This window comes from Pseudomonas salmasensis, assembly GCF_014268375.2.
GTDB classification, from domain to species: domain Bacteria; phylum Pseudomonadota; class Gammaproteobacteria; order Pseudomonadales; family Pseudomonadaceae; genus Aquipseudomonas; species Aquipseudomonas salmasensis.
In genome coordinates, this window is the sequence record NZ_CP077083.1 from 5,851,945 (window position 1) to 5,863,994 (window position 12,050).

Below are 12,050 nucleotides of genomic sequence, written 5' to 3' on the forward strand. Positions count from 1 at the left end.
CCATCCAAATCACATAAATCATACTGGGAATACCCCATCGATTTTTGGACGGGAGAGCATGGTATAAATTTGCATGCAATGGAGTTCTGGTTTTCAGAATACCAACAGGCGCTCGCCCCCCTGACCAAAGGAAAACTCGATATGTGATCTCATTCGCTACAGGCAGCTGCTGTACCGCGACTGCTCCAATGCCCGCGGCGAAGCCACCCAACTCGCGGACACCTGATCGAAAGCGAGCGCCCCGACGGGCGCATCGACCGCTACCAGCGCAACCTCGCCGGCCAGCTCACCGACTACATCGACCCGGCCAACCTGCGCACGCAGTACCACTACGATCCGAGCGGGCGGATCCAGCAGCGTATCGATGCGCTGGGGCATAAGGTGCGTTTCAGCTATGACGCCTACGGGCGCCTGCAACAGCTGAGCAACGAGAATAACGAGGCCTACCGCTTCGAGTGGGATGTGCTGGATCGTTTGACCACCCAGATCGATCTGGACGATAGCTACCGCGTTTATCACTACAACGCCGTGGACGACGTCACCGGTACCGACGCTCATCCCACGCCTGCGCCGGAACCACGCAACAGTTACGAGGACGGCCCGCCACCGAGCGAATCCGATGCGCCGATCCGGCATCGCTTCACACGCGATGCGGTGGGTCGCTTGCTGCGCAAAACCACCGACGACGGCATCACCGACTATGCCTACGACACTGCTGACAATCTGCTGGCGATCACTTTTAAAGCGCACAACGGCGAACAGCAGCAACTGAAATTCCGCTACGACGCCCTTGGCCAGGTGCTCAGCGAAAGCAGTGATGCCGGTGACCTGCAATACGCGTACGACGCCCTGGGCAATCTGGAAACCCTGACCCTACCCGACCAACGCCAACTCAATCACCTGTATTACGGCAGCGGCCACCTCCACCAGCTCAACCTCAATGGCCGGGTGGTCTGCGACTTCGAACGCGACCAACTGCACGACGAAGTGCTGCGCACCCAAGGCAGCCTGCTGACCCGTACCCGCTACGACCGATGCGGCCGGCTCAGCCAGAAAGCCCTGCACTACCGCCATGCCTCCCGGGAAACACTCCCACTGCTGCAAAAGCGCTACCAGTATGACGCCAGCGACAACCTGATCATCAAGCACCTGACCCAGACCCAGCGTCGTGGCGGCAGCGATCCACGCCAACCGCTGCCGGACGACGGCCTGCTCGGGCGCTTCCTCGGCCAGAGCCATGGCAAAAGTGTCGAAGGCAACGAGCACTACAGCTACGACGCCACCGAGCGCCTGCGCGACCATCGCCACAGCACCCCGCACAACCCGGAACGGCACCGCGAAACCTACAACTACGACGCCGCTGCCAACCTACTGCCCACTGGCCGCATGGGTGGCTACGTCAAGCACAACCGCCTGCACGTGTTCGAGGACAAACGCTACCGTTATGACCGCTTCGGGCGCCTGAGCGAAAAACGTATCGGCAGCCACACCGTGCAACGCTTTCGCTACGACGCCGAACAACGCCTGGTCTGCGTCGAGCAGGATCAAGGCTGGCAACGATTACGCAGCGAATATCGCTACGACCCACTGGGGCGGCGCATCGGTAAACGGGTGTACCGCAATGACAACGAACAGCCACAGAGCGATGTGCAGTTTGTGTGGCAGGGGCTGCGGCTGTTGCAGGAGGTGGAGCACGGCTTCGGCAGCCTGTACGTGTATGCCGATCCCGACAGCTATGAGCCGTTGGCACGGATTGATGGTCAGCCGGGCAGTGAAGAGATCTTCTACTTCCACACCAACCTCGTCGGGTTGCCAGAACAACTGACCGACGAGGCCGGCCTGAGCTTGTGGCACAGTGAGTACGAGGGCTGGGGCAAGAGTCGGGACGAGTGGCACGATCAACGGATCAGGCGCGAGCAGAACCTGCGCTTTCAGGGGCAGTACCTTGACCGCGAAACCGGGCTGCACTACAACACCTTTAGGTTTTATGATGCGGAGGTGGGGAGGTTTACACAGCCGGATCCGATTGGGTTGTTGGGTGGGCTGAATCTCTATCAATACGCACCGAACCCCACAGGCTGGACTGATCCGCTAGGGCTAGTTGCTGTCGACGCTCCAAACTACACCGTATACGGACTATATGACGGAGATCCACGATTTACGAAACCATATTATGTTGGAATTACTAATGATATGGACAGACGGGCCGCCGAGCATAGAGACACCCAACGAATGACTCCTGGCACAAGAATTGAGCCTATTGATAGGAACCTCACCTACGGACAGGCTCGGGGCCATGAACAGTACTACATCGAAAAGTACGAAACAAAAAAAGGAATCATTGGCGAACCAATATCCGCAAAAAATCGAGGAAATAAATACAACTCTTTCAATCACACGCGAACCGATTCAAGAGCTGCATATTTTAAAGCAGCTTATGAAAAACTAAAAACAAAATTAAACAACTTAAAATCACAGAGCAGGAGGTGCGGGTGAGCAACTTTAAAATCTGGAACTGGGATAAGAAGCCTCGAACCATGCTTCGCTTCATTAAACCTGGGGATATCTTTTGCCTTAAAATAAACAACAATAGATATGCTTTTGGCAGAATCATATCAAAAATACTGGGCGGTCATACTGCCGAATTCTTCAATATATTTTTGCCAACGCCAAACATTGACGAATCGCATTTGAAGGAGGCCGACACATTACTGCCCGTGCAGCTGATTGACTCATACTCTCTTTTCGATAAAAAAATTGAAAACGATAGCGACTGGAGAATTATCGGACATAATGAAAACTACAAACCAGTTAACATGAGCAATATTTATTTTGTATACGGACTAGAAGGCTCATGCAAAAAAATAGATATTTTTGACAACGAAACGATAGCATCAGAAGCTGACATACGAAAATATCCTCGCCTAAACCCGCTAGGAGATCACGACATCAAGCTAATTCTAGGTTCTGTGCGAAATCATCTAAAACTCATTTGAACCCAGCAAGCGTTGGGGCTTAGTAAAGTCCGCCCCCATTAAAGGTAGGGGGCCACGATGGTCAAACAGTACGAACTCGGACGCGACCCAGCGTCGTGGCGGCAGCGATCCACGCCAACCACTACCGGACGACGGCCTGCTCGGGCGCTTCCTCGGCCAGAGCCATGGCAAAAGTGTCGAAGGCAACGAGCACTACAGCTACGACGCCACCGAGCGCCTGCGCGACCATCGCCACAGCACCCCGCACAACCCGGAACGGCACCGCGAAACCTACAACTACGACGCCGCTGCCAACCTACTGCCCACTGGCCGCATGGGTGGCTACGTCAAGCACAACCGCCTGCACGTGTTCGAGGACAAACGCTACCGTTATGACCGCTTCGGGCGCCTGAGCGAAAAACGTATCGGCAGCCACACCGTGCAACGCTTTCGCTACGACGCCGAACAACGCCTGGTCTGCGTCGAGCAGGATCAAGGCTGGCAACGATTACGCAGCGAATATCGCTACGACCCACTGGGGCGGCGCATCGGTAAACGGGTGTACCGCAATGACAACGAACAGCCACAGAGCGATGTGCAGTTTGTGTGGCAGGGGCTGCGGCTGTTGCAGGAGGTGGAGCACGGCTTCGGCAGCCTGTACGTGTATGCCGATCCCGACAGCTATGAACCGCTGGCGCGGATCGATGGCACGCCGGGTAGCGAAGATTTTTTTTACTTCCACACCAACCTCGCCGGGTTGCCGGAACAGCTCACTGACGAGGCCGGCCTGAGCGTGTGGCACAGTGAGTACGAGGGCTGGGGCAAGAGTCGGGACGAGTGGCACGATCAAAGGATCAGGCGCGAGCAGAACCTGCGCTTTCAGGGGCAGTACCTTGACCGCGAAACCGGGCTGCACTACAACACGTTCAGGTTTTATGATGCGGAGGTGGGGAAGTTTACACAAGTTGATCCTATAGGTCTAGTCGGAGGAATTAATACTTATCTATATGCACCCAATCCATTGACTTGGGTCGATCCATGGGGGTTAACAGCCAAGGACCTAGGAATTAACATGACCGAAGAAGGTCGCCCACTTTCTCCGGGACAAACCCCGCACCATGCAGTCAAAGAAAATCAAAATGACATTTACAGCAAAGGCTCTCGAGCAATTTTAGCTGGTGATGGAGCGACTCCTGACGTGGCACAAAATGGCGCAAGGCTTTGGGGAACCCACCCTAACCAAGTTGCGCAACCTGGGCACCCCGGAAAGGATGCTGCGAAAAAGATGGGTAACTATCACGCGGGGACACATATCCACGGTAAATTTAATGACAAACTCATATATAAAATATTGAGAAATGCGAAAAGAAAAGGCTTAAGCTCCCTCAAAATCCTTTCGGACATTACCGCAAGAATGGAAAGCGGGGCCTGGAAAAAAACCTTCCAAGCATGTGGTGGAAAATGAACATCCTTACAGATCAAATCATAAAGAATGAAATCAATGAACTACAAAAAAATTTCAGTTCGCACTCGAAAAGTATTTTAGAAACTTACAACCTTTGTAAATCCAAGATCCACACATGGGAATTCTCGATCGGAATTACTAAGGACATTATTCCCTATGAGTGGCTCGTACCATCCATCATCAAAACGAACGGACGAACACTGAATACAGTCACAAAGTCAAACAGCGATTCCAAAAATCTAGTATCGTATGGGTTAGACTCTAATGGAAAGTTAATACTATCACTGAGCAGGCCTCACAAAGACCTTCAAACATTCGGAGAAAAAGCCAGAATAATTGACGGAAACTTTATTTTAGCTGCGCACATATACACATCCCACCCTCAGAAAAATAGATTGACATCTATTTGTCACTCACTCCAAAGAGATGAGTACATTTATTATATATCCATCACTCCTCCATACGACTGGTTTGTCAGAGTAGACAAGCTAACCAACAACAAGATATCTAACAGCCAAATGTTTGCAACAAGCTGGTTCAAACAAATCAACTACGATTTCAGTTATGACGACGATGGAAATTTATCCAAAATAACTATTGGAGACCACATCCACTGGGATGCTTCAATGATACAAACAACATAGATCCATAACCACGGAAAATCGACAAGGCAATTTTTGTCATTTCCGGCCATACGATTTTCTGAGTTTGGCTTGCACCGTCAAGGAGACGCCCCGTTTTTGACAGGCTTACGCCTTCCCTCCGGCAACCGAACGATTGATGCAGTTTGGCGGTTTCCCCGCTCAATTGGACCTCAATCCAGCCCGCCTCGAAAGATCGCTCCTACGTCGTTGCCAAGCCCTTCCGACAGCCCCTTCTGAAAAACTCAGCAGTCACGAAAAATGACGAGCCCTTTTCTAAAATAAACGTTATGTATTCAGTTGTTCTGGGCAAGAAGCCCACGTTTCCATTCATCTCATGAAGAACTTGGATTATGCAAAATACTTCGCTTTTCCCCTCATTGCGTACCGCCCTTGGTACAGCCCTCCGGCCCCGACAGCTCAACCGAGAGGAAGAGCGCCTGGTCCACTACTACCGCTCATTGTCGGATGAGGATCGTGAAGCGGTACGCTGCCTGTTGTATGCGGTCAAGGAAACCAGCGGGGCCGAACGCCCTCACCCGTAACAAGTGACACAGTCATGGGTCAGCGAACGATGAAGTACCTGCGGGGTTGGACACGTTGCCAAGAGCCGGCCCCCATGGAACTTTCCTACCAAACCAACGCACGCCTGCCGACCCCACACGCAACGCCACCACGTGCGCGATGTGACCGCGACCTCGTCGTTTAAACGGTCTACCTTGCTAGAGTACGAAGCCCCATCGCTATGGAGGATCTGTATATCCCCATGCCCGCTTTCGTCACCTTGCAGCCTCGATTCCCCTTCGGTGGCCTGACCATCTCCCGCTGTGTCGACGCCCTGATCCGACAGGATCTGCTCGACCCACTTCTCTACGTACGCCGGCACATCTGCGGCGACTGGGGCGATGTGCGCGCAGAGCATCGGCGCTACAACGACGCGGCTCTGGAACTTGGCGGTTACCTGCTGTCGCCGTTTATGCCATCAGTGACGGGTTGGACCTCTGTGTCTTCACGCAAGCGGACCGGAACCTTACGGCGGTGTTTCTGCTGGATGAGTACTGACTACCGGCCATAAAGCCGGCATGTGCCTGATGCGGTTTGACAGACACCCGCCGCCAAGCCCTAGTCAAAGACCGCAGTGCGTCAACGGCGCATCGGCCGCGTCGTACCTTCATTCTTCCGTCATCCCAAGGGACGCCCGCCCTGCGGTTGGGGAATTCTGCTGTTACAGACCTTGAGCCCCTGCCTGCCGAGGGCTCTCTGCCATGTGCTCCCGCAGGGCTTCACTACTCGCTCGTCGCCGGGAATTTTTCCCCAGCCCCTGTTTCCAGCCACTGTGCATTAACGCTCAACAGTCCTGCGATCCTATCGAGCTGCGAGTGTGGGATGCCGCGTGAAAACCAATTGGTCAGCCGCTGGGGGCTGATCTTCAGAAATAGCGCGAAATCCATTGGCGCGATCTTGCACTCCGACAACACTACCCGCAGACGCACGCCGGAACATTCCGCGCTGGCAGCGCGAAGCATCGTTGATCGTCGCCCTGTGCGCGCTTCTTTCTCTTGGCCGTAGACCATTCCTTGCTCCTTGTGTAGCTCCATGTGTTTTTTGCCTCTTTCACAATGCAGGTTCACTGAGTATAAACACCGCGTTCATGGGGTCCAATTCCCATGTTGCATAGCTTCTTCGGGTGAGCATTGGGGGGCGCATCACGCAGAGAAGCCTTCAAGCATTTGCCAGGACATGGGGCAAGTCCACTGCCTGTAAATCACCGTGACTCAGGATTATCGGTACCAGAAGTGACGCATGACCAAAGGTCTATGTACGCCGGGAGGATGAACAAACAGTAGCTGGCTTGGCGACAGGTGAACTGAGCGAATCCGATATCAATACGAATTTGAGTCTTACAGGATCACCCTGGGCGCCCAAGGTTTTGCACACAAAAAAGACGCCTAAGCGTCTATTCCGTAAATCACAGGCAAAAAAAAGCCACTCAATTGAGTGGCTTTCTCTTTAACGTTTGGAGCGGGAAACGAGACTCGCATCTGGCGTCAGACCCATTGAAATCTAAGGGATTTCTTTTCTTGCCGGAGCAGGAAAAGACTCAATCCTGGACTTGTTTTGGTCGTGTTTCAAGAGCGAAAAAGGGGTAATTCTAGGCAAGGCTATTGGATTCTACGTATAGACGACCGGACGAAAAATCATCACACGGGAGTGGCTGCCACCCAGCTCTTGCGTTCCGTGAACCATCACGAAACGAAAAGCACGGAGCGCTCATGATCTCTCACTGGACACTGATGCATAACGGCACGTCGCTCCCCTGGCATCTAGGAAAGCAGGGGCGAATTGACGTTTAGACAAATGGTCATCGAAAATTTCCCCACTACTACGCTGTCGTCACATGGAGAATAACCAATGATGAACTCAGACCTGCTCCCTTCCCTGCTTTTCAAGATCAATCAAAACCAACTCGCCCTCGAAGCTGCCATCATGGAGCTAACACCCTTGGGTCGAGCATCGCGGATCTGCTGACGTCGCCGCAAATGTTCGCGGTGCACTAGACACAATCAGCAAAAACGAAGAGTTCATCTAATGACGCTCGCGGTGCTGAGGGCGCCAGAGTGACCTAATCTGGGGGGCGCATGCGAGATGCCACTTAATGCCTCCGCGGGTAGAATTTTCAACAAAATCCGGTGGATGACTGGGCCTGCACCGTAGACGTCTCCAACCTACGCTTGGACTGCACCGTCGAGCGGCAGATCGAATCTACTGTAGTACGTCCTCAACTCACATCATTCCGCGCCTCGATCAGTTCTCTCTTACGCATAGTTGAACGCTCGGCTATTCGGTGTTTACGAGCTCGTTCCATAAGCTCATTTTTGCTCATATCCTCTAATCGCTGATCAGTACGCGGGGCACCTTGTCGTCTTGCTGCAGCTCGCCGGGCTGATGATTCTCGGGTCTTAGACTTTTTTGCTTCGCGGGTTCTGCTGATGGACGACCAATCATCAGAAGAGCCATTGCGCAAGAGCCTTCGGTACTGGACATCTGACGGATGCCGTTAGAGGTCATTGGATGCAGTGACGGGGTTAGATTTTTAACGGGTAGCCCCATCTAAAAAGACGATAATTTCAGGCGAAATTTATCGTTGAATTAATCGATATTTCAGAGAAATCCATTTTGATACACGGGCTTTGCAAGCGGGTCACACAGTTATACAGAGACCTGCTGATGAAGGATTCAAGCCATGCAACACAACGACATCGACGCAAAAATGATGGCCTGCCGCCAGTTGGCCATGGAGCAGAATCAGAAGCTTTTCAACGAGGCCAATGCCCTAAGCCGCAGCGCATTCGACCTGCTGGAGCAGTCTGATTTCGATAGCGAAATGTTTGATGAATATCTGCGCCTTCGCGGCAAAGCCGAAGCGCTTTTCCGTGAAGCGATTGACCATCTTGGCGTGCTCAACAAGCATTATCCATTGCCCACCGTAAGCGTGGTCGCCGACGGTGGAAAAGCTGCCAGCCGCGAAAAGGAGATTGCATGATGAAAAATTCTCAGCGCGCCTGGGACCTGGCGATGGTTCTGATTGCTAATGGTAAAATTCCTTTCGATCCCGCCAATTTGAGCGGATCGGTAAAAATACTTGCGCGGCATTTGGAGGCGCTGGAGACAGCACTTCGTGAAGAGGCGATTTTGGCCGAAACCTCGCTTGCCGAAAATCTGGGTCAGCGTTGCCTGCAAAAACAGGTTGGCCGCAGCCGTGCCTTGGTAGGTGCCGATTGATCATCGTCATGGACAGTATCGGGCCGCTGAAAAGAGCTCAACACGCGCTGGCGGAATGCTGCCCGTCGGCGGGTAAATGAGCTGACGGGGCGTTACTCTTTAATCAAATCCATTATTGGCGGTTCGAGGGGTTGGTGCGAGCTTCTGGTCATTTGCCAACCTTCGTTTTCCTGGCCAGCCCCGCCTTACGATCAGTCTGTTTCATACCTATATATTTGGCATAAAGCGTCTAAAACTCCGTGATGTATGTTCCGTAGTCGATCCCTACAAGAGCCCTCAATTTAAAGCATTTTCGACACTAAGCGAAGCGGCAACCATTGCTATTAATTTAATATCACTCCCGCCCCACCTAAAGTAAAAACTTATACGAAGCGGCGCGAACACCGCGCATCTGTACAAGTTTTTTTCAACCAAAGACCGTTCATCGTCCTTTTTTAAAAAATCTCGAAACATTTAGACGGTCGCCCTTATCGGAAACTATGTCCGTTGCAATAAACGGGCGTAAGCGAAACCTAAATTACAGTTGGAGTAACATTATGACGACCAGTAATAAAAACCCAGGTAATTTCGCCAACGATCACGAAAAAGCCTCCGAGGCGGGAAAGAAAGGCGGCCAGGCATCTGGCGGCAACTTTGCCAATGACCGCGAAAAGGCTTCGGAAGCTGGCCGTAAAGGTGGCCAGAATAGCCATGGCGGCGGCCGCAAGTAGTAAGCGTGGTCACAAGAGGGCAGCAATGCTGCCCCTTCTGTTAATAGCAAAGGAGAACTAAGCATGCGAGCATCACCAGACTATCAGCGAAGCGTTTTGCCTCACCAGCCGAGCATGCAAGTGCGAACTGACGCGGAGGCAAGCCAACGCGCGAACACATTGCCGTGTTACGAACATCAGCGCGTCGTGGAACTGGCTGAAGCGACTGTCTATGCGTCGCAAACACTACCGCTGTGCGAAAGGCATTTATAACCTGAGCGACCATCAGTATTTAGGTGCCTGTAGATGTAGATCGAGATGAAAGATATATCAACGACATAACGACGAGATTACTGAAATGACTACTAACGACAAGCAAAATCAAATGAGCGTCAACGAAGCCGGTAAAAAAGGCGGCGATGCAACTTCGGCTTCCCATGACAAAGAGTTCTATCAAGAGATCGGAAGCAAGGGTGGCCAAAACAGCGGCGGCAATTTCAAAAATGATCCCGAGCGCGCCGCCGAGGCCGGTAGCAAAGGCGGCCAGAACAGTGGCGGCAACTTTGCCAACGACCGTGAGAAAGCCGCGGAAGCTGGTCGTAAAGGCGGCCAGAACAGCCATGGTGGCGGACGCAACAGTTAATGTGCTTGATTCAGGGGGAGCCGTGCTCCCCCGCCTTGATGGACGGAGGACACCATGCCTTTACACGTCATTAACTTTACCGGGCCGGTCACCGCCTCTACCTGCAGCCAACTTATCGAAAAAGCCTCATTGGCCGTTCAGCAAGAAGCTTCGGGCCTGGTAGTGAACATCGCCACTATGGGCGGCGAATGCAGCTACGGTTTTACCATGTACAACTTCCTGCTGGCGCTGCCGATCTCGGTGCACACCCACAATCTGGGCACCGTGGAGTCGATGGGCAATATCATCTTTCTGGCCGGTGAGCGTAGGACGGCGTGCAAGCACAGTAAATTTCTGTTTCATCCGTTTCATTGGCATGTGCAAGGCGCCGTCGACCATTCGCGCATGTCCGAATACGCCATGAGCCTTGACTACGACTTGCAGCTGTATGCGCGCATCGTCGAAGAGCGTACCCGGGATGCAAGGGAAAAACTCGAAACAGAAAAGTACCTGATCGCGGCGCCGCGCATTCTCGACCCGCAACAAGCCATGACAGCCGGCTTGATCCATGGGATCGAACTACCGGTCATCAAGGCTGAGTTTGTAAGCAGCTTCATTCACTCCTAGCGTTTTTAAACTGGAACAGGAGCACCACGATGGACGAAGAAACGATTCGACTCACCGCCTACCGTATTTGGGAACAACAAGGTAAGCCTGACGGTCAGGATTTTTTGCATTGGCTGCAAGCCAGAGACGAACTGACGCCCAGGCAAATAGATAGCTCTTCGGGCACGATCGAAAGCCGTGTTACGCAGCCTGCACCGGTCCAATCAAAGCGCCAGGCGGCACCCTCCTCCACAACGCGAAAAGCACGCAGCAAAAAGCTCGAAACCTGAGCGGGCCAGATCAGGCGTGCGGACGCGTCTGTCGTGACACCTGCCGACAGTCATGCGCACGCCTTCCCTTTGAAACTCGAATATTGGCACTTTAATATCAATTAATCGCTTGTTTGAACTCCTCCTTTTTTTTGTTGAATCATTCACCTCATCATGAATCGTGAGTGAGCTTTTAATTTAGGGAGGAATCGAAGATGTCTGGTCTACAAGCGAACGGCCAGTGCGCCCAATGTAAACAGCCCTTCGAGCCGACGACGGACGAACCTTCCTATCTGGTGTCCACCGCCGCCGAGATGCTCTGCCCGCAATGCAGGCAACTGTATCTGGCGGACTTGATGATGGATGCACTTCAACGCAGCGCCCTCAAGTTATGCATGCTGCAGGAACGTCGAAAAAACAATAAGGCTTGACTCAAACCAACACCCTATTCAAATTTGCGTATTTGTTAAAAGTTACACTCATTCAGGGGGCGGTGGCACATAGGGCTGCGCAATAAATGGAAACTTTCAGAAGAACGCCACCTGACGCTCTCCAAGCCGTAGCGTTCTGCAAGGGGTCTGCTGACCCGTTTGATCTTTTCATGGCGTGACCGAGGAATTATACCGATCCCAGCATCGCAAGATGCCCAATGCCACGCCTCTGCATTGTTCATTACATCCGCTCTTATAATCAAAGATCTCGGCTTATGATGGTATTCGTACTCGATAATATATAAAGAATTTTTCATATGCCCTCCTTCTGATTTTTGTTATTGGAGCAGCGCGAAGGTTCAGATTTTCCCTCTTGATGTGTATTTTTAGTTGCGCCAACTTGCGGCACTATCGGGATATGACCATTCGTCGGCGCCTTCTAAAAAAAACCAAACCGTTATCGCTTTATCGCTTCTTACTATTGAGCCTGTTCCCTCCAGGCTCTGGTAAAACTCCTGTCTTGCCCGTACTCCGTGCGGGCTTTTTTTGAGCAGTTCATAAAGCCGTGA

At 52.4% G+C, this 12,050-nt stretch carries 13 protein-coding genes and 2 pseudogenes; 12 read left to right on the plus strand and 3 right to left on the minus strand.

What is annotated here, in order from left to right; all coding sequences use genetic code 11:
• Positions 1-156 precede the first annotated feature (156 nt).
• A complete protein-coding gene (locus tag HU731_RS28660; RefSeq protein WP_225931539.1) occupies positions 157-378 on the minus strand; it encodes a hypothetical protein in 222 nt (73 codons plus the stop codon).
• 3 nt (positions 379-381) lie between these two features.
• Between HU731_RS28660 and HU731_RS26325 the strand changes: the two genes are divergently transcribed.
• The 4 genes from HU731_RS26325 to HU731_RS26340 all read left to right on the plus strand — a co-directional run bounded on the left by HU731_RS26325 (position 382) and on the right by HU731_RS26340 (position 6,156).
• Positions 382-2,496, plus strand: coding sequence for an RHS repeat-associated core domain-containing protein (locus tag HU731_RS26325; RefSeq protein ID WP_437180726.1), 2,115 nt, complete (start codon positions 382-384; stop codon positions 2,494-2,496).
• Complete coding sequence (locus tag HU731_RS26330; protein ID WP_186606266.1) at positions 2,493-2,996, plus strand: Imm26 family immunity protein; 504 nt, start codon at positions 2,493-2,495, stop codon at positions 2,994-2,996. Before HU731_RS26325 ends, HU731_RS26330 begins: the two co-directional genes overlap by 4 nt.
• Before the next feature lie 217 nt (positions 2,997-3,213).
• Positions 3,214-4,440 carry an RHS repeat-associated core domain-containing protein gene (locus HU731_RS26335; protein ID WP_496198647.1) on the plus strand — a complete coding sequence of 409 codons (1,227 nt, stop codon included), beginning with the start codon at positions 3,214-3,216 and terminating at the stop codon, positions 4,438-4,440.
• A gap of 1,407 nt (positions 4,441-5,847) precedes the next feature.
• A complete protein-coding gene (locus HU731_RS26340; protein ID WP_186606263.1) occupies positions 5,848-6,156 on the plus strand; it encodes a hypothetical protein in 309 nt (102 codons plus the stop codon).
• Between the two features lie 211 nt (positions 6,157-6,367).
• Here HU731_RS26340 and HU731_RS26345 read toward each other — a convergent pair whose 3' ends face one another.
• On the minus strand, positions 6,368-6,655 hold the full coding sequence (locus tag HU731_RS26345; RefSeq protein ID WP_186606262.1) for a helix-turn-helix domain-containing protein: 288 nt from the start codon (positions 6,653-6,655) through the stop codon (positions 6,368-6,370).
• 838 nt (positions 6,656-7,493) lie between these two features.
• Between HU731_RS26345 and HU731_RS28665 the strand changes: the two are divergent.
• The 8 genes and pseudogenes from HU731_RS28665 (at position 7,494) to HU731_RS26380 (ending at position 11,481) form a co-directional block, all read left to right on the plus strand.
• Positions 7,494-7,703, plus strand: a pseudogene (locus tag HU731_RS28665) (hypothetical protein).
• A gap of 622 nt (positions 7,704-8,325) precedes the next feature.
• Entirely contained in the window at positions 8,326-8,625 is a 300-nt protein-coding gene (locus tag HU731_RS26350) for a hypothetical protein (protein WP_186606261.1), read from the plus strand.
• Positions 8,622-8,864 carry a hypothetical protein gene (locus HU731_RS26355; protein ID WP_186606260.1) on the plus strand — a complete coding sequence of 81 codons (243 nt, stop codon included), beginning with the start codon at positions 8,622-8,624 and terminating at the stop codon, positions 8,862-8,864. The genes HU731_RS26350 and HU731_RS26355 overlap by 4 nt, the downstream gene beginning before the upstream one ends.
• A gap of 536 nt (positions 8,865-9,400) precedes the next feature.
• Positions 9,401-9,574 (plus strand): con-10 family general stress protein, encoded by a 174-nt coding sequence (locus HU731_RS26360; protein WP_027616405.1) that lies wholly within the window; start codon positions 9,401-9,403, stop codon positions 9,572-9,574.
• Between the two features lie 337 nt (positions 9,575-9,911).
• Positions 9,912-10,190: pseudogene (locus HU731_RS26365) on the plus strand (con-10 family general stress protein); the annotation flags it as partial.
• Between the two features lie 60 nt (positions 10,191-10,250).
• On the plus strand, positions 10,251-10,802 hold the full coding sequence (locus HU731_RS26370; RefSeq protein ID WP_186606258.1) for an ATP-dependent Clp protease proteolytic subunit: 552 nt from the start codon (positions 10,251-10,253) through the stop codon (positions 10,800-10,802).
• A 29-nt stretch (positions 10,803-10,831) separates the two neighbouring features.
• Complete coding sequence (locus HU731_RS26375; RefSeq protein ID WP_186606257.1) at positions 10,832-11,071, plus strand: DUF2934 domain-containing protein; 240 nt, start codon at positions 10,832-10,834, stop codon at positions 11,069-11,071.
• Positions 11,072-11,265: 194 nt separating this feature from the next.
• Entirely contained in the window at positions 11,266-11,481 is a 216-nt protein-coding gene (locus tag HU731_RS26380; RefSeq protein WP_186606256.1) for a hypothetical protein, read from the plus strand.
• A gap of 35 nt (positions 11,482-11,516) precedes the next feature.
• Here HU731_RS26380 and HU731_RS28670 read toward each other — a convergent pair whose 3' ends face one another.
• Positions 11,517-11,798: a DUF6555 family protein gene (locus HU731_RS28670; RefSeq protein ID WP_225931540.1), complete on the minus strand. Its 282-nt coding sequence runs from the start codon at positions 11,796-11,798 to the stop codon at positions 11,517-11,519.
• Positions 11,799-12,050 lie beyond the last annotated feature (252 nt).

Excerpts from the sequence above, each read along its gene's own strand:
- HU731_RS28660 (WP_225931539.1), bottom strand. The coding sequence starts at position 378 with ATGCCCCAGCGCATCGATACGCTGCTGGATCCGCCCGCTCGGATCGTA.
- HU731_RS26360 (WP_027616405.1), top strand. The coding sequence starts at position 9,401 with ATGACGACCAGTAATAAAAACCCAGGTAATTTCGCCAACGATCACGAA.
- HU731_RS26350 (WP_186606261.1), top strand. The coding sequence starts at position 8,326 with ATGCAACACAACGACATCGACGCAAAAATGATGGCCTGCCGCCAGTTG.
- HU731_RS26340 (WP_186606263.1), top strand. The coding sequence starts at position 5,848 with ATGCCCGCTTTCGTCACCTTGCAGCCTCGATTCCCCTTCGGTGGCCTG.
- HU731_RS28670 (WP_225931540.1), bottom strand. The coding sequence starts at position 11,798 with ATGAAAAATTCTTTATATATTATCGAGTACGAATACCATCATAAGCCG.
- HU731_RS26355 (WP_186606260.1), top strand. The coding sequence starts at position 8,622 with ATGATGAAAAATTCTCAGCGCGCCTGGGACCTGGCGATGGTTCTGATT.
- HU731_RS26370 (WP_186606258.1), top strand. The coding sequence starts at position 10,251 with ATGCCTTTACACGTCATTAACTTTACCGGGCCGGTCACCGCCTCTACC.
- HU731_RS26375 (WP_186606257.1), top strand. The coding sequence starts at position 10,832 with ATGGACGAAGAAACGATTCGACTCACCGCCTACCGTATTTGGGAACAA.
- HU731_RS26345 (WP_186606262.1), bottom strand. The coding sequence starts at position 6,655 with ATGGTCTACGGCCAAGAGAAAGAAGCGCGCACAGGGCGACGATCAACG.
- HU731_RS26380 (WP_186606256.1), top strand. The coding sequence starts at position 11,266 with ATGTCTGGTCTACAAGCGAACGGCCAGTGCGCCCAATGTAAACAGCCC.